At 46.2% G+C, this 21734-nt stretch carries 16 protein-coding genes; 6 read left to right on the forward strand and 10 right to left on the reverse strand.

The window, feature by feature from the left end:
- Nucleotides 1–113: 113 nt before the first annotated feature.
- Nucleotides 114–2540 carry a 4-alpha-glucanotransferase gene (malQ, locus tag NE536_RS03870; protein ID WP_261271858.1) on the reverse strand — a complete coding sequence of 809 codons (2427 nt, stop codon included), beginning with the start codon at nt 2538–2540 and terminating at the stop codon, nt 114–116.
- 605 nt (nt 2541–3145) lie between these two features.
- Between malQ and NE536_RS03875 the strand changes: the two genes are divergently transcribed.
- Entirely contained in the window at nt 3146–3775 is a 630-nt protein-coding gene (locus tag NE536_RS03875; protein WP_259578140.1) for a peptidylprolyl isomerase, read from the forward strand.
- A 127-nt stretch (nt 3776–3902) separates the two neighbouring features.
- Here the strand turns inward: NE536_RS03875 and NE536_RS03880 are convergent, their stop codons facing one another.
- The 6 genes from NE536_RS03880 to betI form a co-directional block, all read right to left on the reverse strand.
- On the reverse strand, nt 3903–4379 hold the full coding sequence (locus NE536_RS03880; RefSeq protein ID WP_006080852.1) for a MarR family winged helix-turn-helix transcriptional regulator: 477 nt from the start codon (nt 4377–4379) through the stop codon (nt 3903–3905).
- A gap of 91 nt (nt 4380–4470) precedes the next feature.
- Nucleotides 4471–5175, reverse strand: coding sequence for a TorF family putative porin (locus NE536_RS03885; protein ID WP_261271859.1), 705 nt, complete (start codon nt 5173–5175; stop codon nt 4471–4473).
- A 14-nt stretch (nt 5176–5189) separates the two neighbouring features.
- On the reverse strand, nt 5190–6407 hold the full coding sequence (locus tag NE536_RS03890) for a BCCT family transporter (RefSeq protein ID WP_261271860.1): 1218 nt from the start codon (nt 6405–6407) through the stop codon (nt 5190–5192).
- A gap of 401 nt (nt 6408–6808) precedes the next feature.
- Nucleotides 6809–8494: a choline dehydrogenase gene (betA, locus tag NE536_RS03895; RefSeq protein WP_261271861.1), complete on the reverse strand. Its 1686-nt coding sequence runs from the start codon at nt 8492–8494 to the stop codon at nt 6809–6811.
- A 9-nt stretch (nt 8495–8503) separates the two neighbouring features.
- Complete coding sequence (betB, locus tag NE536_RS03900; protein WP_261271862.1) at nt 8504–9967, reverse strand: betaine-aldehyde dehydrogenase; 1464 nt, start codon at nt 9965–9967, stop codon at nt 8504–8506.
- Nucleotides 9958–10563, reverse strand: coding sequence for a transcriptional regulator BetI (betI, locus tag NE536_RS03905; protein WP_261271863.1), 606 nt, complete (start codon nt 10561–10563; stop codon nt 9958–9960). Before betI ends, betB begins: the two co-directional genes overlap by 10 nt.
- A gap of 611 nt (nt 10564–11174) precedes the next feature.
- On the opposite strand from betI, the gene yiaY reads away from it, so the two are divergent.
- The 3 genes from yiaY (at nt 11175) to NE536_RS03920 (ending at nt 14045) form a co-directional block, all read left to right on the forward strand.
- Nucleotides 11175–12323 carry an L-threonine dehydrogenase gene (gene yiaY, locus NE536_RS03910; protein WP_063882698.1) on the forward strand — a complete coding sequence of 383 codons (1149 nt, stop codon included), beginning with the start codon at nt 11175–11177 and terminating at the stop codon, nt 12321–12323.
- An 860-nt stretch (nt 12324–13183) separates the two neighbouring features.
- Nucleotides 13184–13549, forward strand: coding sequence for a hypothetical protein (locus NE536_RS03915; RefSeq protein WP_006080845.1), 366 nt, complete (start codon nt 13184–13186; stop codon nt 13547–13549).
- 289 nt (nt 13550–13838) lie between these two features.
- Nucleotides 13839–14045, forward strand: coding sequence for a hypothetical protein (locus NE536_RS03920; protein WP_006080844.1), 207 nt, complete (start codon nt 13839–13841; stop codon nt 14043–14045).
- A gap of 80 nt (nt 14046–14125) precedes the next feature.
- Here the strand turns inward: NE536_RS03920 and NE536_RS03925 are convergent, their stop codons facing one another.
- Nucleotides 14126–14494 carry an acyl-CoA thioesterase gene (locus NE536_RS03925; protein WP_006080843.1) on the reverse strand — a complete coding sequence of 123 codons (369 nt, stop codon included), beginning with the start codon at nt 14492–14494 and terminating at the stop codon, nt 14126–14128.
- Nucleotides 14495–14825: 331 nt separating this feature from the next.
- Here NE536_RS03925 and NE536_RS03930 point away from each other — a divergent pair, with 331 nt between their 5' ends.
- Nucleotides 14826–15029: a hypothetical protein gene (locus NE536_RS03930; protein WP_080514486.1), complete on the forward strand. Its 204-nt coding sequence runs from the start codon at nt 14826–14828 to the stop codon at nt 15027–15029.
- Nucleotides 15030–15295: 266 nt separating this feature from the next.
- Here NE536_RS03930 and aceA read toward each other — a convergent pair whose 3' ends face one another.
- The gene (gene aceA, locus NE536_RS03935; protein WP_012588215.1) at nt 15296–16621 is read right to left on the reverse strand and encodes an isocitrate lyase; all 1326 of its coding nucleotides are present in this window, start codon (nt 16619–16621) and stop codon (nt 15296–15298) included.
- A gap of 140 nt (nt 16622–16761) precedes the next feature.
- On the reverse strand, nt 16762–18411 hold the full coding sequence (aceB, locus tag NE536_RS03940; protein ID WP_261271864.1) for a malate synthase A: 1650 nt from the start codon (nt 18409–18411) through the stop codon (nt 16762–16764).
- 859 nt (nt 18412–19270) lie between these two features.
- Between aceB and NE536_RS03945 the strand changes: the two genes are divergently transcribed.
- Nucleotides 19271–21733: a TonB-dependent receptor gene (locus NE536_RS03945; RefSeq protein ID WP_261271865.1), complete on the forward strand. Its 2463-nt coding sequence runs from the start codon at nt 19271–19273 to the stop codon at nt 21731–21733.
- Nucleotide 21734 lies beyond the last annotated feature (1 nt).

Raw genomic sequence — 21734 nt, forward strand, 5'->3', positions numbered from 1 at the left:
TTTCTTCCGTTTATCAGTCAATTAAACTTGCAAATTGGCACTCTTTATCCGCATAACCCCCCCTAATTATCGAACCTTTAGGGATGGCATAATGTGGCACTGGATCAGCAGCATTAGCTTGGCAGCTGTCTCGCCGCAGCGATATTTTGTAATCGCTGCAGTATCTCCGGCGAAGCCGACACTTGCGTTAAACTCAAAGGTAAGCGCCGCTGCCAGTTAGGATATTCGAGCCAAGTGCCGGGAATGTTCACCGCATGGCGATCGGCTAATAAATCACACAGTTGCACGCTGTACAGCGCACTATTGCCGCGAGCCCCTAGGGTCATCCAAGCCGTGAGCAAGGTTTGAATATCGAGTTCGGCTATCGTCACCTCGGCTAACAGACCTTGAGCGACTAACAGTGAAATAAGCTGCTGCTTTTCATGTTCACGCCCAGCCAGTGCCTCGCCCAATTGTTCGTCAGAATCAAACAGGGATAACTGTCGACGCAGGTGTAAATCGCTGCCACACCACCAAGCGACTAAAGTCGGCACATCGTGGTTCGCCAGCATCATCAGGCTCTGGGACTTGTATTGATCCGGTGATTTAAAGCCTTGATGGTCTTTGCAGAAATAGAACAATTCGTTGGAATAAATACCAGAGGTGTAGAGACGATGAATAATGTCCGGTGGCACTAGCCCTAAGTCTTCACCAATCACCACACAGCGGGCACGTTGACTCTCAAGGCAAACGATAGCGAGCATGGTTTCAACGGGATAATACACATAGGCACCGTGGCCAAGTTGTTTATCCAGTGGCCACCACCAGAGGCGCAGTAAGCCCATCACGTGATCGATACGCAAGGCGCCACAGCTTTCCATATTGGCGCGGATCAAGGAGATAAAATGACTGAAATTATGTTGTTTTAACTTCACCGGATCGAGGGGCGTTAAGCCCCAATTTTGCCCTTGGGGCGCAAAGGGATCGGGCGGTGCGCCGATACTGGCATGCAAACAAAACTGCTCGGCATTGGCCTGTACTTCACTGCCCTGCAGCGCTGCGCCAACGGCCAAATCACGGATTAATCCCAACCCCATGCCCACTTCTTTCGCTTTTAACTGGCAAAGGTGTAACTGGTTTTCGGCCACAAATTGCAGGTAAAGATAGAAACCTTCCTCTTGTACAAACGCTTTTGGGCTACGTAAGTATTCCGCTTGAGCAAACTCTTGCAGCGCAGTGCCCTGCTCACGCACAAACTCATGGAATCTTTGCGCTCTGGGCGTGTCGTTTGCTAAATGGGTTTCACAAAAAACGCGATATAACTGCTCAAAGGCACGGTATTTGAGCTCACTCACCTTAGGATAATCGAGCCAATTGTCACGATTCAGTAAGGCGATGGCCTCTAGCCAAGTAGCGCTTGAAAATTCAGTGGTAAGTGCTTGGTATTCAGGAACGCTTTGTAATTGAATATAAAGAGGATTGAGTCTGCGGCGATCGCACGGACTATAGGGACTCGGATGCTCTGGCGCCGCAATGTCGAGGGCATGCAAGGGATTGAGTTGAATGAAATCCGCGCCCTGCGCCGCCACCAGCGCGATCAGTTGTTCTAAATCGCCAAAGTCACCTATGCCCCATTGGCTCTCGCTGCGTAAACTATAGAGTTGAACGCTGATCCCCCAAGGTTTATGGCGCTTACCTTGGGCGACAGCAGTCAGTACGCCTTGATAAGCGGCCCGCGGTGCCACCATTAAGGTGCCAGAAAACAAAGTGCTGGTATCAGCCTCAGCCGTCACACTGCTCACTAGCGCCGAGCTTGGCGCTTGTGCACTTGTCTCTAGGGCATGTTTTAAGCTTAAAGCTATGCGATGAAAGCCCAAACCTAACACAGAGAAATCACTCGCATTTTTGTCAGCTGCATGCGCAAATGAGTCTTGGTTTTTGATTAAAGCTGGGTTGTTAGTGAACTCTTGGCTGCTCAGGAAATAAGACGCTAAATTCACCGCCTCAGTCTCGGCGGTCATTGAGTGTTCAGGGGAAGCTTGGGTCTTGGCCTCAGCTAAATCGAGGCGTGCTAATCCCAGTTGCGTAAGATCAAGGCGATAGTGGAGATAAAGCGTTTGTTCAATGCGGTAATCGCCAATCGACTTAAGCGCCGAGAACGGCACATCAAATACGATAGACTCACCCTGTTCGCATTCAATCGCCACACTCAGATCTGAAGTATAGCTTTCAGGTAAACAAAGGCTTATCCAAGGTTCATCCACAAAACACCAATGGAATTCGGGTAAAACCTGAGTCCAAGGACGGGCATCCAGCAAGTCAATTTGTGAGGCGATCAGCGCTTCAGTCAATACCGCATCGACATTAGTCAGCCCAGCATCACTCGATAACGCCTCTGTAGCAGAAGCATCAATGGCAGTCCCTGCCACAGTGTTTTTTTCCTGTAACATACAGGTCAAGATACCTTGCCTGTCTACCTCGGAAATATGGATCTCTTGGCCAAAACAATCAGTAAATTCTGCTCCAACCCCCCGCAAATACAGCAACTTTTCCAGCCCCATATTTTGTCGCCCCCGCGACCGCTCATCCATGGCTTTAGATATACAGTAACCATGCCAACCAAAAGTAACAAGAAGATGACATAAATATTTCAGGGAAATAACAAAAAACTTTTTCAAAAAATCAGTAACTTACTAGAAGCACTCAGTTAAGTTCGCGCGCAGTGACAATCGAAATAATAAACATGGAACGCACCAACTTGGGGCATGCGTTCAGCAAGAGGGCAAGCATGCTTCTCAAGGCCTTAACGAAAAGCAGTCGCGAGAGACAGTTACAAAAGACAAGCACTAAGCAGGGAACTAAGGCATAGAAATAACATGACAGGCGTAAGACATTTATATGTCATAGCATTCGAACTAAAACCCAATGAATAAGACCCAAAACATATCGACTAGGGAGTTCGGTGCAACACTTTGTATCAATTGCACTTTATAACTTGAACAGCCTATCTCTCCTCTGTCAACATCTCATCTCGCTACAGCGTAGAAACATAATAACAACATTACATTCATGGAGCCTGCTATGCCCTCGCTTATCCGCCAGAGGCTCGCTCGATGGAACGCTAAAGCAGAAACTCCCCAATGATGATTGAGAATAAGGATATGAAATGAAGAAGTTATCAGGATTACTGTTTGTCGGCTGCATAGCCTTAACCGGTTGTGAAGGAAGTACAGATGGTGATCTAACGCCGACGCCACCGACGCCCGATCCCACTCCGCCAGCCTTATCTGCGGATGTATGTTATTTAATGAAAACCACAAAAGGCGATATCACACTCGCCATTGACTTAACGAACATGCCCATCACAGGTAAAAACTTTAAGCAGTATGTTGATAAGTCTTTCTATAACGGCACCTTATTCCATAGAACCGTTAATAACTTTATGATCCAAGGCGGCGGTTTTACCACTGGACTCAAAAGCAAACCAGGCGATGCCCCCATCAAGAATGAAGCCGCAGTCGGTATTAGCAACAAACGTGGCACTATCTCCATGGCTCGCACAGATGACCCTAATTCTGCAACATCACAGTTCTTTATCAATGTGTTAGATAATCCACATTTGGATGCGTCTGCGAGCAATTATGGTTATGCCGTGTTTGGCAAAGTGGTTGACGGCATGGATGTGGCGGATCAGATCAGCATAGTACCGACAAAAAACAGCGGTGGTTTTGCCAACACGCCAGTACAAGAAATTCTGATTAACTCTGTGGCTACAACAAGCTGCCCTGCTGCTTAAGTATGTAAAAGATGCACAGCTAAACTACATCGAGTTAAAAGCAAAAAAGCACTGAAGATTCAGTGCTTTTTCATTTAAAAAACGAATCGATTTTAACGTCTAATCATTTAAAACATGTGCTAAACGATTACTCGTCGCCTTGGATCTTCCCGACCAAGAGCATAGGCGCCGCATCAATTTTATCGGCGTCCATCATAGTCGCGATACGCTCAACCGCAGAGAGCAATTGACTCTGTTCCCATTCTTCAAGATTCTGATAACGCTTAATAAAATGATCCTGTAGCGGTTTAGGTGAGTCCTGTAACAGTGCTCGGCCCGCATCGCTAAGGTATAAATGCACCTTACGTTTATCAGTCTCACTGCGCAGACGGATCACTAAACCACGGCCCTCGAGACGATCGATAATAGTCGTCACTGTCGCAGGGCTCAGCGTAATTTCTTCCGCCACAGTTTTCGCCAATGGCGCATCCAATTGGGCGATTTTTTGCATCACCATCAATTGCGGCCCAGTTAAACCTGAGTGTTTGTTTAGCTGGCGAGAATGAATGTCGATAGCGCGTATTACTCGACGCAGCGAAATGAGCAGTTGTTCGTACTTTTCCATAATGTCCCGTCCCAGTTGTCCAGTGCACCTTACCAGAAAGCGCGACTGAACTCACCAAGAGGAGGCACTTTTATGGTAAAAGTCCCTTAGATTACAACATGAATTGACGCGATACCGACAACACTAGACGCTCGTCACTGGTATCTAAGTTCATGCTGGTGTCTTCAGCGGCAAGGCTGAAATCAAAGCCGCTCCAGCTGGTCATATAGGCAACGCGATAGTGATTAAAGGATTTGCCGTCATCCCATGACCATTTGTCTTCATCGAGTGACGTCGAGCGGTCAACACTGAAGCGAATATCATGGCCTTCGGCAACGCTAATCGTATGGCCGAGCAACATAGTGTAATGTCCGCCGCCCAAACCAAAGTAGTCCCATGTGTAGGTTAACTTAGCTTCAGAGTGGCCAAGGGAAGTGTCGTAACCTAGCTTGCTATACAGCTCAGGATAGTTGTATTCATCTGAGAAAGAGTCCCCGTGGTAGGTGTAATAGGCCAGTCCGACATCGAGACTCAATTGTTTATTCAACTGATAGTATTTACCCGCATAGGTATCGAGCTCTAACCAAGTATCATCGCTACCACCAAAGTCGACGTTCGAGGTAAAGCCGCCCACGTACCAGCCCGAATCAAACCCGTAATCCAGACTGCCTTGCAGTGCTGGGCCGTTGTCCGTTTGGCTGACACCGTTAAAAGTGTAATCCGACGTCGCCGTCACAGTGGCCGATAATCCGGCATTCGCCGCAGTCGACATCAATAACAATCCGCCGGCGACAAGATAAAAACATTTTGATTTCATTATTAATTTTTCCATTAGTTAGCTAGCTCAATTTTAGTAAAGTCGATTTTGTTCTCTTTTGGCGAGCGCTCAATGGCACGAACAGTTTGCAATTGCGTCATCATGATGTAACCAAAACAGCTAAAGATCAGGCCCAGTGCGATTGCACCAACCCATTGAATTTGAAGAAAGTCTAATTGAAAGAGTAATGTCAGACTGCAGAGCAAGACTAAGTTAAAGCTGACATATTTAAGCTTGCCTAAACGCTCAATCGTCAGATTAAGATTGTCGGTATACAGGCGTACCAGTGAGTCGAGTGAGTTAATCACAAAGGTCACCCCTACAATCACCATCGCCAGATTATAGAAGCCCGAGGTATCTAACCCATTGGCGCTGTAGTAATAAAGCACGGTGAACCAGATAGCGATAGGGATAGACGGAAACACCATCATGGCCAGCAACACTTGGTAGGTTTTCATCCCGCCGACAAAGCGCGAGGTAAATTGACCAATCATAATGCTCCACGCAAACCACCAGAACAGATAAAACTCATGGTAGTCGTTGATGGGTAACACAAAATGTTGAATATTGCCGAAGTAGTCGCCCAACATGGCAAAGGTCGTAAAGAACTCACCCACACTCGAGTCAGCCGATAAAAATGCATTGGCCCACATCATGGCAATCAAGCCTAAAAATAACCAAGTGCTGGCTAAGCTCAAAATACGCACATAACGTATGCTAGTACTGGAATATACCGCCGCGGCAATCACCATAAATACGATTAGATAAAAGCTACCGACTATGGTTTCGCCATCACCTAATTCGGGTAAGTACCAGGGCAAATTGCTTAATAACAAATAGGCGGTAAAGGCACAGGTACCAATAATCACGATATTATTGATGAACTTGACCAAAGGAATGTCGAAGAACTTCACCCTAGGTTCAATCACACAAAAATAGAAACAGGTTAAAAAGTAGAAACCCCAAATCAAGAAGGCCCAAAAGCCAAACTCAATCGCCAGCGGATTGGTAAAGCCGTATTCAGGACTCGCCGCCACATTGGCATAGCCGGCAAACTCGGTCAGCGGAAACATGATCAAGCCGACATCAAGCCCAGAAGTGAACAGAATCGCGATAAAGGTAAACGTACGCACAGGCGTCACACCGATACAGCGAATGTTACCCCAGCGATAAATCACAAACGCAATCGCGGCAAAAGTGAACAGTATCCCTGCGGATAATAACCAGGTCATAGGATGCACTCCGTCCCAGTCGATACTGGATATAAATAAGCATGAGGATATGAATCCATAAAATGTAACTCCATGTTTTTATTTAATAATAAAAACTGAATCATTTTTAAAGGCAGCACTCTGCCCTCAAGCCTTAAATATCGCTACTTAAAAAGCGCTCTGCGATAGTTAAACCCTGATAGATGTTCAGTCGTGAAAGCGGTCATTTGCACACTCACTGCGGGCTGACCGACCCTTTAGATAAAATGAATCATGACCCTTATTTTCAGTAATCAATTAATGAGTTTTGAGTCATCAATTAATGCGTCACTTAACATTGAAGCCGCCAGTCCATCGATAAGACGGACCGAGCAGGCATGTTGTGCACTTATGGCGTTAACTTGTGCCGTTAACTTGTGCCGTTAACTTGTAGCTGTGCTTCTTTGTGTGGTTTGCCAAGCGTCGGCAACCACAACGGCGCAATCTGCTGGCGCTAACATCTCAGCCTCTAAAATCATATCCGCAGCGCGCTCAGCCAACATTATGGTCGGCGCATTCAAATTGCCGTTCGGGATAGTCGGGAAAATAGAAGAATCCACCACCCGTAAATTCTGCAAGCCGTGCACGCGGGTTTCAGGATCCACCACCGCCATCGCATCTGTGCCCATCTTGCATGAACAAGAAGGATGATAAGCACTCTCAACCGATTGACGCACAAAGGCATCGATTTGCGCATCGGTTTGCACTTGTGTGCCGGGTTGAATTTCTTCACCGCGATACTCATCAAATGGCGCTTGATTGATGATCTCACGGGTTAAACGCACGCAGGCTCTAAAGCCTTCAATATCATCAGGATGTTGTAAATAATTGAACTGGATCTTAGGCGGCGCTTTAGGATCTGCCGACACTAAGGTCACGGCACCACGGCTTTTAGGCTTGTTATGGCCTACATGCACCTGAAAACCATGTCCCGCAAAGGCTTCTTTACCATCGTAGCGCATAGCCGCAGGTAAAAAGTGGTACTGTAAATCTGGCCACTCGAGGCCCGCTTTTGAGCGAATAAAACCACAGGATTCAAAGTGATTCGTGGCCCCTAGGCCAGATTTATCTAAAATCCAACGGGCACCGATTAAGAACTTGCTGAAAGGATCTAACTTACCATTGAGTGAAATCGGTTTAAGGCATTTGAATTGGAAATAAAACTCTAAATGATCCTGTAAATTCTGACCGACACCGGGCAACTCATGTTGTAACTCGACCCCTGCATCGGCCAATACTTGGGGATCGCCAATGCCTGATAATTGCAACAAATGCGGCGAACCTATTGAGCCAGCAGCTAAAATCACTTCTTTATTACAACGAATATCTTCAACTTTGCCTTTGTGCTCAATGCGAACGCCAACGGCAGCTTGCCCTTCCAGTAACACTTTATGCACTAAAGTGTGGGTCAACACAGTAAGGTTACGTCTGGCCATCGCCGGGCGTAAATAAGCGTTAGCGGTAGACCAACGCACGCCTTTTTTGACCGTCATGTGCATAGGGCCAAAGCCTTCTTGCTGCGCCGCATTATAATCGGCGGTCGATAAATACCCCGCCGCAATGCCCGCATCCACAAAGGCTTGGTATAAGGGATTTTGCATCTGGTTACCGTTATTAACGCCTAACGGTCCAGACTCGCCGCGATACTCATCGCCACCAAAGGCCCAGGTTTCTGCCTTTTTAAAGTACGGCAAGCAATGGCTATAATCCCAGTTGGTCGCCCCTTGCGCCTGCCACTCATCAAAGTCCCTGGCATGACCACGAACATACACCATGCCGTTGATCGACGATGAACCGCCAAGCACTTTGCCCCGAGGACAATGCATCTTGCGATTATCTAAATGTGGCTCAGGCTGCGTCTCAAACTGCCAAGCATATTTAGGGCTGTTCATCGGAATCGATAACGCCGTCGGCATCTGAATAAAGATGCTCTTATCGCTGCCACCGGTTTCTAATAACAGTACTTCGTTTTTAGGATCCTTAGACAAGCGATTGGCAAGCACACACCCTGCAGAACCGGCGCCAACTATGATGTAGTTATAATATTTTTGCTGGAGTGAATGAGTCAAAATGCCTCCTTAAAATGGGCTTTCTAAGGGCTGTAGACCCACGTAAACGGCTTTAACTTGGGTGTAATGCTTGAGTGTCTCGCTACCGTTTTCACGGCCAATACCCGACAACTTATACCCACCTACCGGCATTTCGGCTGGCGATGCACCATAGGCATTGATCCAACAAATACCCGCTTGTAACTGATGAATAACCCGATGTGCACGGCTGATATCTTGGGTGAACACCCCAGCGGCTAAGCCCATGCCGGTATTGTTTGCCCGAGCAATCACTTCGGCTTCATCTTTAAAGGTGAGTACCGACATCACAGGGCCAAAGATTTCCTCTTGGCAGATACGCATCTCGTCGGTGCAATGGGTGAAAATCGTCGGGGCAACAAAGTAACCATTGGGAGCATTTTCCGGCGTTAGTGCTGTGCCACCGGTGAGCAGAGTTGCGCCGTCATCGATACCTTGCTGAATATAATCGAGTACTTTTTGCTGGTGGTCTTTGGAGATCAAGGCGCCAAAGTTAGTCTCTGGCGCCATAGGATCGCCCACCACAATATTAGTTTGAGTACGCATAAGCAGTTTTTCGATAAAGCGTGGATAAACTGACTCATGGACAAACACCCGCGTCCCATTGGTACAGACTTCACCTTGGGTATAGAAGTTACCGAGCATGGCACCTGAAACCGCATTGTCGATATCGGCATCGTCAAATACGATAAGCGGTGATTTACCGCCGAGTTCCATAGTGACGTCTTTTAATGAACTTGCCGCCGCGGCCATGACTTTCTTGCCAGTACCGACTTCGCCCGTGAAGGACACTTTGGCAATATCCGGATGCCCCGTTAACCAAGCGCCAACCTTGCCATCGCCCATTACGACATTAAATACGCCATCAGGTAAACCCGCCTCACTTAAGAGTTGCGCTAATTTCAGTGCGCCAAGCGGCGTTTCTTCCGAAGGTTTAAAAATCATCACATTGCCGCTAGCTAAGGCAGGTGCGGCCTTCCAACAGGCGATTTGTAATGGGTAATTCCACGCGCCAATGCCAGCACAAATGCCTAAAGGCTCACGGCGGGTGTAATAAAAATCCCCACCGACTTGCTGCTGAGCGCCTTCAAGCCCAGGGGCAATATGGGCGAAAAATTCGATAGCATCTGCGCCTGTGACCACATCAACCACTGAGGCTTCTTGCCAAGGTTTACCTGTGTCGCGCACTTCGATTGCCGCGAGTTCATCATTACGGGCGCGCAATAATGCGACCGCCTTTAACAGAATTCGGCTGCGTTCAGTGGCACTCATGGCAGACCAAATAGCAAAGCCTTTTTTGGCGCTCTCGATGGCCGCTTGCTGAATTTTTTCATCGGCCACTTGCACTCGATACGCCAATTGCCCAGTGACAGGATTGACGACGTCGAAGGTTTCGCCGCTATCGTTTGCGAGCAACTGACCCGCAATAAAGTTGTACTGTACTTCTACTGACATGTTTTGACTCCATGCTGCTTTATCACATTGTGGATAAAGATTTTGCATAATTTTTCGGCCTGAACAAAATCCTGCTCAGGGGTTTCACTTAAGGCGCTGCGTAACCAGAATCCATCGATCATCGCCGCCGTTTGCTCAGCAGCCATCAGGGCAAACTCTTTGGGCAACACGTGCCGAAAGGAAAAATGTAAGTTGCTGTATAAGCGGCGACTATTAATATTCTGCAAACGGGCTAACTGGGGATCGTGGACGGCCTGTGCCCAAAAACTCAGCCAAGTGTGAGTGACATTTCGCGAGCGTTGTAACTCGGTAAAATTCGCTTCAACTATCATCATTAAGCGCTCTGTTGGCGCCAACACTTGTCCTTGGATTCGATTGAGCAACGCTTGCTTTAACTGCTCGAGCAAGTGGCGCAGCGTCGCTTGGATCAAGCCCTGCTTACCACTGAAATAATGACTGATGATCCCCGACGACATCCCCGCCAACTGACTAATGCTGTTGATGGTCGTGTGCTGCAATCCATGCAAGGCAACCGATGCTAATGTCGCATCGATAAGCTGCTGTCTGCGTATCCATTTCATTGCGGCTTTAGGCATAAATACTCAAGGAATAACCACTCTCTCAATACTTTGAACGACGTTAATTGAACGTTCAATTAACAATCATGATAATGATTAGTGATGTAACTATCAACCTAAAATAGCACAGTGACAAAGCTCACAAGTTAGTTATACAAAAAAGAATTAATGTGTAAAAACAAGATAAATGTATAGATTACTTTGACTTGCGGCCCTACCACAACCACAGCAGCACGCATGATTAATATTAGATATCAAACTAATAAACTGAAGTTAATGCTACGAATGAGAGTATTAATGAGGTTTAACCTCTGTTAGATTTAACAATTGAGCCGTCAAATGTTGGCTAAAAAGTGGGATGAAAAGTGAGATAAAAAGACCAGTAAAAAACACACAGAAATGATGCCTCGCCACGGGCGCTCCCCCCCCAGAAAAACCATATCGTACGCCAACACTAATACCCGTCATAAAAGTCCGAAGTTTAGTTACCGAGTTCCAACTTTAGTGGGAAATTGGCCCCAGATAAGCGCCGAACTCGATCGAGCTCACACTTTCACTACCTCCAAATTGGTAGCTTGATCACCAGAAAAGAACACAACTTAATCTTTACAAGCAAATAGGTGGATTTTATGGCTGCTAAATTTTTTATTCCTTCTGTCAACGTATTAGGCCAAGGCGCCGTGGATGACGCTATCGGTGACATCAAAACCTTAGGCTTTAAACACGCACTCATAGTGACAGACAAACCCTTAGTCAAAATTGGCTTAGTCGGTGAAGTGGCCGAAAAACTTGGTCAAAATGGCATTACCTCCACCATCTATGATGGCGTACAACCTAACCCAACCGTGACGAACGTCGAAGCCGGTTTAGCCCTGTTAAAAGCCAACAAGTGTGACTTTGTGATTTCACTCGGTGGCGGCTCACCCCATGATTGCGCCAAAGGTATCGCCCTTGTTGCCACCAATGGCGGCAGCATTAAGGATTACGAAGGGTTAGATCAATCCGCAAAACCACAATTGCCGTTAGTGGCTATTAATACGACGGCAGGTACTGCCAGTGAAATGACGCGCTTCTGTATCATTACCGACGAAGCCCGCCACATTAAAATGGCGATTGTCGATAAGCACACTACGCCTTTGCTGTCGGTCAATGACCCTGAGCTCATGTTGAAAAAGCCTGCGAGCCTCACGGCCGCAACCGGTATGGATGCACTCACTCACGCGGTTGAAGCCTATGTGTCTATTGCAGCCAATCCGATCACCGACGCCTGTGCGATCAAGGCCATAGAATTGATTCAGGCTAACTTAGTCAACGCGGTGGAAAATGGTCAAGATATCAACGCCCGTGAACAAATGGCCTACGCTCAGTTCTTAGCGGGTATGGCGTTTAACAATGCCAGCTTAGGTTATGTGCATGCGATGGCGCACCAATTAGGCGGTTTCTACGATCTGCCCCACGGTGTGTGTAACGCCCTGCTGCTGCCCCATGTACAGGAATACAATGCCCAGGTCGTCCCTGCTCGCTTAAAAGACATTGCTAAGGCTATGGGTGTGGATGTGTCCAACATGACCGATGAGCAAGGTGCCAGTGCGGCGATAGCGGCAATCAAAAAGCTGTCTGTTGCGGTTAAGATCCCAGAAAACCTGACCTTGTTAGGCGTGAAAGCGGAAGATATTCCAACACTTGCGGATAACGCGTTAAAAGATGCCTGTGGATTCACCAATCCAAAACAAGCGACCCATGCGGAGATCTGTCAGATCTTCACTAATGCGCTGTAGTTGCGCGCTGTAATCGCCATACTTTATCAATCGCAAGTTATCGCACAGCAATCGTGCGCTAACTTGCTGGATAACGACTGATTGTCCTGCTAGTGCGTAAACACGACTTCATCCTCCAATGAATGCGTTTTGGGCTCCAATAGTGCGCAGATTATCGCTGCACTATTGGGGCCTTTTTTATACCGGTATCGACAAGATGGTGAGGTAAGTTACTATCTTAAAAATTGAGCAACAAAAACCAACATAAAACTCAGTGTCTATGCACCTTTGCACTGACAAAACACTCACAAATCTGCATATTCAAGAAGAAAGGATCTGAACCTCAAATATTCATAGCAAAATGATATAAAAAACGTGATCTCTGTGGGTTACAGACTGTTACAGATCCGATAAGATGGCCCCAGTTCGCTTTTTCCCTGCAAAAGATGAAGCCAGCTGAGAGGCCCGTTCTAACGAATGGGCCTCTGTCCATTCTGCCTTCTGCGTTTCCTCTGCGACAACTTAAGCTGGTACTTAATCGTATTACACCCACTAAAGCTTAATTAACCTACTTACTCCGCGGTTCACTCTTTTTATCACTTACACTCAATAAGACTTACTGACGGCCAAGTTGTTGCTTTATTAATCAGTAATTCAGCAAAAGCGAAACTTCACCCAAAACTGAGATCTAGCACAAAGTTATTGGCATAAAACTCATGCTAAATAGAGACATGACAGATTAAGTAAATGGTTAATTTTCATGCAGTAACTATCCTTCTCCGTCAAAAAACATCAAGGCTAAATAGACTTAATTAATGATTGACCGAATTCAAAAACGATGCCTATGATGGCAACAATATCCTCGAACAGGTAGGTACGCTATGACTGCAATCACCCATGTATATAACTACACAGTTAGATGTCCACATTACAAAGATCCTGAACATCCCGTTACTTGGTTAAATCATATTGAAATGAACCAGTCCTGTGAAATCGCGTTAAATCGCATCACTAAGTGGCACGAGCTTTCTGGGGATAAGTCCTTCGAAACAAATAAGTTCGTGGTTCGTAAAGCCGAAAATGAAGATGCTTACTTCTCGATGCAGAGTGACAGACTCAAAAATGACGGCCATGCCCTAGTCACCTTTAAAATCTTTTTAGATGATTGCTGTGACGATGCTGCACCGGAAGAAATCATGCAGCACCTGATTGAAGACTATCAACAACGCTTAGCCAAACTCGAATAATCTTTGCAGTATTATTTAGCGACCTTAGACGCCAGTGCGCAAAACGCCACTGGCGTTTTTATTTGCTGAATTAATAAAATTTAAACTCCGACGTCATTTCGCACTATCCGTTTCACACCTCTTGCTCAAACTTGCCTAAAGACATTACGACAACAACTCGGCAGATAATGGTGCCATAGCGTGATTCAGCTCAAGATCTGTTATATTGTCCCGAATGTTATTTGGCACTGTAAAAATGGCAGGGCTCAGTAAATTGAGTTACGAACTTAAATTGAGGATTAGCATCACAATGAATAAAGCGACGCTCATTATTATTCCTTTATTACTCGCTACATCCGCCTGTGCGGATTTAAAGGACGCAGGCCGTGCTATCGGCACAACCACTAAAGATGTCACCACTGAGATAGGCCACGCGACTCGAGACACCACCAAAGCCATAGGTCATGCCTCGCGAGATGCCGTCAAGTCGGTAAAAGAAGATTTAACCAAAGACTAATGACAGTGACGCCTAGGCGTCACTGTCATTTTTAAGTATCTTATCTATTCAAACGTCACGCATTTCAAGCTCCGCGCCCGCTAAGCCGCATTCGCCCGAATACCATGGGGCACAGGCAATCCTTGGGCATTCACATGCACAAACACCATCTTATCTATACTCACCACTGGCGCCTGCGTCATCTTATTACGTACTTGGCAGCTGACAGTAATAGAACTGTGGCCGAGACTCACCAGCTCCAGACCAAACTCAATCACATCCCCTTGATGCGCTGGCGTCATAAAGTTGATTTCAGAAATCAGCTTAGTCACATGGCTAGTGCTCTTCATCTGGCAGGCAGCAAAAATAGCGGCCTCCTCATCTATCCAACTGAGCAACTGACCGCCAAACAGGGTATTTGCTGGATTTAAATGTTCAGGTTTAACTAAACGGCGACTGTAATATTTCATGGCGGTAACCTCAATGTGAATGCCAGCAATCAGCTTTAATGCGCTATAACTTCCCACTGTATTCAGAGCATTTTTCAGGCCACATTTGATAGCTATTAAATAACAATGAGATAGCAATAAGATGCTGTAAAATAATCCGATTATTGCACCAAGTCGTATCAGAGTTGCACCATATGATACCAATCACATTAAATATCTAATCAGTTCAGAGCCTCACAAGCATCTCAATCCAAGGCGCATTGACGCAGAAATGGTTATTCCCTTTTAAGTCAATGCAACACGGGAGTGGGATGCCTGTGAGGCTCCCGAAGGGCGGGTTTCAACGCGCTTTATACTGCGTTCAAGGCTCTCGACAGAGCACCACTATGCCTTCAAGCCTTCGCCTTGTCTAAAGCGCGTTGAACTCCCGCTGAATGAACAGATATTTAATACGATTGGTATTAATCAGCGCAATAGTGAACCAATAAGCAAAAAAATAGCGACTCATAGAGTCGCCAAGCTAAGGCAAGCAAAAACTTACTGGGTAGGAAGTTAAGTCACAAAATTTGACTTAAAAACCCGCACAGCACATGTAGGCGAACTGCACGGGGATAACAGCTGCAGAGCAGCTAAACACAGGCTTACGGGTAACACTCTTTCATACTCGACTCGATATTTAAGCTGCAAGCTCGGTAACTCATCACAGTCCGCCCTTGCCCTCTATTTCGAGTTTTTAACCACGCCTCACCAGATACATCAACGTAAGGCGTGCTGAGGAGTGATCCACAATCACAATGGATCATCCTAAGCGCTGCTTACTGCTTAAAACTGCTCTTCTTCGGTAGAACCTGTCAGTGCGGTCACTGATGAATGGCCACCTTGAATAACCGTAGTCACTTGGTCGAAATAACCAGTGCCCACCTCCTGTTGATGCGCGACGAAGGTGTAACCTTTCTTCGCTGCAGCAAACTCAACTTCTTGAACTTTTTCAACATAATGCTTCATACCTTCGCCACGCGCATAGTCGTAAGCGAGGTCGAACATGTTGTACCACATGTTATGAATGCCGGCTAACGTGATGAACTGGTACTTGTAGCCCATGTCTGACAAGGCTTGTTGGAAGCGCGCGATAGTGGCGTCGTCCAGATTTTTCTTCCAGTTGAATGAAGGCGAACAGTTATAAGCAAGCAGTTGATCTGGGTATTGAGCATGAATCGCTTCAGCAAAAATCCGCGCTTCTTCAAGATCCGGTTTAGCGGTTTCACACCAAATCAAATCCGCATACGGTGCGTAAGCTAGACCGCGAGAAATCGCTTGGTCAAGACCCGCTTTAACACGGTAAAAACCTTCATTGGTGCGCTCGCCAGTCACGAAATCACGGTCGTATGGGTCGCAATCTGAAGTTAACAAATCGGCCGCGTTAGCATCGGTACGGGCGATAACCAGTGTATCGACACCGCTCACGTCCGCCGCTAAACGTGCAGCAACCAGCTTTTGTACCGCTTCTTGGGTTGGCACTAATACTTTGCCGCCCATGTGACCACATTTCTTCACTGAAGCTAACTGATCTTCAAAGTGAACACCGGCAGCGCCCGCGTCGATCATCGACTTCATCAGTTCGAAGGCATTTAATACGCCGCCAAAACCCGCTTCTGCGTCAGCAATGATTGGCAGGAAGTAATCAACAAATTTTTCATCTTCTGGATTAACGCCATTGCCCCACTGAATTTGGTCAGCACGACGGAAAGAGTTATTGATACGGGATACCACAGCTGGCACTGAGTTCGCTGGGTATAAAGATTGATCTGGGTACATAGTGCCGGCTAAGTTAGCATCGGCAGCCACTTGCCAACCAGAAAGGTAAATCGCTTCGATACCCGCTTTCGCCTGTTGTACCGCTTGACCGCCCGTTAACGCACCGAGCGAATTCACATAGCCTTTTTTAGCGCCGCCGTTAACCAGTTCCCATAACTTAGCCGCACCACGCTTAGCGATAGTATTCTCAGGCACGATTGAACCGCGAAGTGCAACCACTTCTTCCGCGGTGTAAGGACGACGCACGTTTTTCCAACGTGGGTTTTCTGCCCAATCTCTCTTGATTGCATCAATCTGCTCTTGACGTGAAGTCTGAGTCGTTGCCTTAGTCATAGTGTCGCTCCTTTCTCTTTGATGTTGTAGCTATCATGAAACTGCCCCCCAGTTTCACTCTGCTAAATTGTTTGGTTGGCGGTAGCCCCGCCACAGCTAAATCTGATTGATATAAAACGGTTCAAGCAAATGGGTTCATCCTAGGCTGTCAGCATTTCGTAACCGGGTAAGGTTAAGAAATCGACCAGCTCGTCGGAGGTGGTAATGTCTTCGAGCAATACCGCCGCTTGGGTGAATTTGCCATGGGTGAATCTGTCGCTACCCACTTCTTTTTTCACGTTCGACAGCTCTTCAACCAACATGTCTTTAAAGAGTTGCTTGGTCACGAGTTTGCCGTTTGACAGCGACTTACCGTGTTGGATCCATTGCCAAATTGAGGCTCTAGAAATCTCAGCCGTAGCTGCATCTTCCATTAAGCCGTAAATAGGTACGCAACCGTTGCCGCTGATCCAAGCCTCTAAATACTGCAGTGCGATACGAATGTTCAGACGCATTCCTTGTTCGGTGCGCTCACCATCGCAGGTTTTAAGCAGTTCGCTAGCCAGGATTGGCGCGTCTACATCACGGGTGATATGTAATTGATTACAGTGATCTTGGCCTATGTATTCGTTGAAAATACCCATAGCGGTATCGGCAAGACCAGGGTGTGCCACCCAAGTGCCATCATGGCCGTTACGCGCCTCCAGTTCTTTATCTCGACGAACTCGCTGCAATACGGCTTCGTTCTGAACCGGATCTTTGGCTGGAATAAAGGCCGCCATGCCGCCCATCGCTAACGCACCGCGTTTGTGGCAGGTCTTAATCAAGAGTCTTGAATAAGCGCTTAAGAAAGGCGTATCCATAGTGACGGCTTGGCGATCCGGTAAGACTCGGTCGCTATGACGCTTTAATGTTTTGATATAGCTGAAGATGTAATCCCAGCGACCACAGTTCAGTGCGACGATATTGGAACGTAGTTCATAGAGAATTTCGTCCATTTCGAACACGGCAGGCAAAGTCTCAATCAAGCAAGTACATTTAATCGTGCCCGCTTGCAGACAAAACCTTTCCTCAACAAAAGCAAATACTTTTGCCCACCAGCGCGCTTCAATATGACTTTCTAACTTAGGGATATAAAAGTATGGACCACTGCCCTTGGCCAAAAGTTGGCGATAGTTGTGGTAGAAATACAGTGCGAAATCAAACAGTGAGCCAGGAATCGCTTTGCCATTAAACTGCACGTGTTTTTCTTTAAGGTGCAGACCACGAACGCGGCAAATAAGCACTGCAGGATTTGGCCCTAATTTATAGTGCTTACCCGTGTCCGGCGCTGTGTACTCAATATCACCACGCACGGCATCGCGTAGGTTGATTTGACCTTCGACGACTTTTTCCCAGCTTGGTGCTAAAGAATCTTCAAAGTCGGCCATAAACACTTTGGCATTGGCGTTGAGCGCGTTAATCACCATCTTACGTTCAACGGGACCTGTGATTTCTACGCGGCGGTCAAGCAAGTCATCGGGAATACCGCGAATTTGCCATGCACCATCACGGATAGCGCGGGTTTCAGGCAGAAAGTCAGGTAATGTTCCTTTATCGATACGTGCTTGTTTATCTTTACGTTTAGCGAGTAAGGCAGGTACTTCGTCGGCAAACTCACGACAAAGGGATTCGAGCAAGGCGACAGCCCCTTCGGTAAAGATGACTTCTTTGCCTGGAATGTCACGACCCACAATATTAAGCGTGGCGTTTGCTGTAGCTTTACCCAGTGTCGAATTCAATTGCTGTTCACTCAAAGTGTGTTCCGTCATCTTGATGCCCTCCCAAGAGGCTCCACTATCACAGGCTTAACGCTGACATATATAGCAGTAGCATCCCCAATCACTACGGCTTATAAACTCACCAAAAAACCATCAAATGTTTGTTTCGAACTAAAACTTACCGACAAACGTTTGTATTTGCAACAGTCTAAGATTGACAAAAACGAGCATTAGCCTTAGTAAAACCCATACTAAAATTGGTCTGACCAAGCACAAAAATCAAATCTAAACACTTAATTAAAAAAGGATTAAATATTTGGATCACATTTAGCAATCCAAGTTGAATGTAATTTGTCAGACAACTTTACCAACCAACATGCAACGTAATTATTTACGTAATTAAATAACTAAATGTAAACTTATAAATACAGTATTTTTATCCTATTAGACCTAAGTAGAAAATACTCGATGTTTTGAACTAACCTAGAGGGAAGCAAGCTAAATCCATATAAATCATGATGATAATGACTACGACCATCACCAATAATTTAAACGACCGTTTTATATTGACGCTTACGTAAACGCAATAATGACTAAGTGTTATACCCGCTAAGCACTAGGTTGCGTTTCCCGATCAACAAGGTGGGATGTAATGGTTAACTCAAAAAATAAATCACTTTTTTATAAAAAAAATGAAACAAATTTGAAATTACAACGGGATGGAGCGTAAAACAGCCCTTTTATGACGTTTCTCTCTTGCTAGAACCCATTACTGGTTTGCTCAAAAAGATGCTTTGTGCAGCATTTATTGGCAGCACTGCACATTTCGACAATAAATGCTGAAACATTTGTTGCCAACTTAAATGCAAATCATTACTATTCGCGACCTATTTATTTGGGGGAACCATTAATGAAACCATTTCGTTTGTCGCTAACTGCACTCGCCTGCCTTTCTGTTTTATCACAAACCGCACACGCCGAAGCCAACTCGATATCAGCAAATGCTGAAGCCAACGTTGAGCGCATCACGGTTTATGGCAGACAGAACTCAGTAGTGAAGAATTCAGGGCTGGCGACTAAATCCGACATGTCTCTTATGGAAACCCCAGCAGCTGTAGTGATTGTTGACCAAGAGCTGATCGAAACCCAAGGTACAGATAATCTGCAGGACTTGATCCGTAACATCAGTGGCGTAACTCAAGCGGGAAATAACTATGGCATTGGTGACAACATAGTCATCCGTGGTTTAGGCGCAAATTACACCTATGACGGTATGTATGGCGGTGCAGGCCTAGGAAATACCTTCAACCCTACGCGCTCTTTAACCAACGTTGAATCCGTTGAAGTATTAAAAGGCCCAGCGACTGGACTCTATGGCATGGGAAGTGCTGGCGGCGTGATCAATCTGATTGAAAAGAAACCGCAGTTTGAGTCAAAGCATAAGTTCAGCGCCGAAATGGGCCAATGGGACACCTACTCCCTTGCTCTGGATAGCACGGGCGGCCTGAGTGATGATGTCGCCTACCGTTTAGTGGCTAAATCTGGCCGCAGTGATGGGTATCGCGATATCGGTACAGACAGAGACGAAATCTATGGCGCCTTAAAATGGGTATTAAGTGATAGCCAAGATGTAATGCTTTCAGGCGCTTACATCAAAGATGCTATTGCCGTTGATTCAATTGGTCACCCGATTCGGATTTACAATGCAGAATCTGTCGGCGGCAAGGGCGCGGGCGAGGTTACGTGGCAAGATCTGGTCAATGATCCCAATGGTAATGGTCTACAACTCACCGATGCACAGCGTCAGCAGTTAGCGGCCTCGTTGTCGGGCGCTGACGGCTTAACCCCCTATTCGTTTGGTGATGCAGGCTTGATTTCACCCATGGCGAAGGACAATGAGGGTGAAGAGTTAAGATTTAAACTGACCCATAATATCTATTTCAGCGACAATTTGTTCCTCAATCAACAATTGCAGTATCGCGACTACACGTCAGGTTTCGCCCGCCAAACTGGCGCCTATAACTACGTCTATTGGAAGCGTAACATCAAGGTTAAAAACGTTCTTACCGAGGTGATTAACGAAGAGCCTAGATCGCCTTTAGTTGAAAATGGCGTACTTTATCCTTTTGCTGCAAGACGTCAGGAATACCGTAAAGTCGATGCCGACGAGACTTCGTGGCAGTACTTTGCCGATCTACGTTATGACTTCCAAATTGGTAACATAGACAATGAATTATTGGTCAATGCCAACTATGAAGACCGTAATATTCGCTTCCAGCAATATTCTATCTACGATGCCGATCAAATCTTTAAAAACAAGAAAGGTGAAATTACTTATCAAGGCTCCCTGCCTTATATTTACGACATCCGTAATCCTAACTGGGGTACAGGCAAGTTTGAGGACTATGACCCACTCAAGACAGCGAACTATGACAAAAAAGTCAGCGCTTGGGGTTTAGGTGTACAACACGTGGGATATTTAGGACATGGCTTCACCACACGTGTAGGCGTTGCCTTTAACGAGATAAAACAAAGTTATGAACACTTAGGTGTCGATGAACGCTATAGTGCAAGTCAAGCTGCTGCGACGCAGGAAGAGGACACTACGGATAACGGCATCACCTATAATCTAGGTTTAACTTATATGCCAACGGACGATTTATCTTTCTTTGTGAACCACTCAAAGGGGCGCACGGCTTACAGTATATTAGGCTCTGTGACCGGCAAAAATACTGACCGTGAAGATTCAGAATCGGTAAGCAATGATCTGGGTATGCGCTTTAAAGCCTTTGATGATCAAATGCTCGCATCATTGGTGCTCTTTAAAAGCTCACGAACCAATGTGCCTTATACGAATGAAGAATATAAAGTAGGCGTATCAGGACCAGAAGTACCCGTGTATTTTTATGATGGTAGCGAAGATACTCAGGGAGTTGAACTCGATCTCAATGCCCATCTTAATGATCAATGGCGCGTTAACCTCAACGGCATGTACCAAGATGCAAGGGATAAACAAAATCCAAATACTTTAACCTACAATAGCCGACAAAAAGGCGTACCTTATGTCACTGCCAGTGCTTGGGTGACCTATGGCGCCGATTGGTTTAGCTTATCAAGCCCAATCGAATTAAGCCTTGGTGCTAAATTTGTCGATGATCGTAGTACACACTCTAGCTCATTTGGTATTCCAGACGGTTATGTGCCTAGCTATACCGTTGTCGACTCGGCGGTGAGTTACAGTACTGATTCTTGGAAAATCCAGCTTAATATCAATAATCTGCTCAATAAAGACTATTACAGTAAAGCTATGTTCTTAGGCGGTATGCCGGGTGAAGAACGCAACGTCAAACTGCAATACAGCTATAGCTTTTAAC

Origin of the sequence: Shewanella septentrionalis (assembly GCF_025370265.1) — a bacterium.
GTDB classification, from domain to species: Bacteria; Pseudomonadota; Gammaproteobacteria; order Enterobacterales; family Shewanellaceae; genus Shewanella; species Shewanella hafniensis.

What these genes read in the sequence shown, in the direction of transcription:
- malQ (WP_261271858.1), bottom strand. Translation starts at nt 2,540, where the DNA reads ATGGGGCTGGAAAAGTTGCTGTATTTGCGGGGGGTTGGAGCAGAATTT.
- NE536_RS03875 (WP_259578140.1), top strand. Translation starts at nt 3,146, where the DNA reads ATGAAGAAGTTATCAGGATTACTGTTTGTCGGCTGCATAGCCTTAACC.
- NE536_RS03880 (WP_006080852.1), bottom strand. Translation starts at nt 4,379, where the DNA reads ATGGAAAAGTACGAACAACTGCTCATTTCGCTGCGTCGAGTAATACGC.
- NE536_RS03885 (WP_261271859.1), bottom strand. Translation starts at nt 5,175, where the DNA reads ATGAAATCAAAATGTTTTTATCTTGTCGCCGGCGGATTGTTATTGATG.
- NE536_RS03890 (WP_261271860.1), bottom strand. Translation starts at nt 6,407, where the DNA reads ATGACCTGGTTATTATCCGCAGGGATACTGTTCACTTTTGCCGCGATT.
- betB (WP_261271862.1), bottom strand. Translation starts at nt 9,967, where the DNA reads ATGTCAGTAGAAGTACAGTACAACTTTATTGCGGGTCAGTTGCTCGCA.
- betI (WP_261271863.1), bottom strand. Translation starts at nt 10,563, where the DNA reads ATGCCTAAAGCCGCAATGAAATGGATACGCAGACAGCAGCTTATCGAT.
- yiaY (WP_063882698.1), top strand. Translation starts at nt 11,175, where the DNA reads ATGGCTGCTAAATTTTTTATTCCTTCTGTCAACGTATTAGGCCAAGGC.
- NE536_RS03915 (WP_006080845.1), top strand. Translation starts at nt 13,184, where the DNA reads ATGACTGCAATCACCCATGTATATAACTACACAGTTAGATGTCCACAT.
- NE536_RS03920 (WP_006080844.1), top strand. Translation starts at nt 13,839, where the DNA reads ATGAATAAAGCGACGCTCATTATTATTCCTTTATTACTCGCTACATCC.
- NE536_RS03925 (WP_006080843.1), bottom strand. Translation starts at nt 14,494, where the DNA reads ATGAAATATTACAGTCGCCGTTTAGTTAAACCTGAACATTTAAATCCA.
- aceA (WP_012588215.1), bottom strand. Translation starts at nt 16,621, where the DNA reads ATGACTAAGGCAACGACTCAGACTTCACGTCAAGAGCAGATTGATGCA.
- aceB (WP_261271864.1), bottom strand. Translation starts at nt 18,411, where the DNA reads ATGACGGAACACACTTTGAGTGAACAGCAATTGAATTCGACACTGGGT.
- NE536_RS03945 (WP_261271865.1), top strand. Translation starts at nt 19,271, where the DNA reads ATGAAACCATTTCGTTTGTCGCTAACTGCACTCGCCTGCCTTTCTGTT.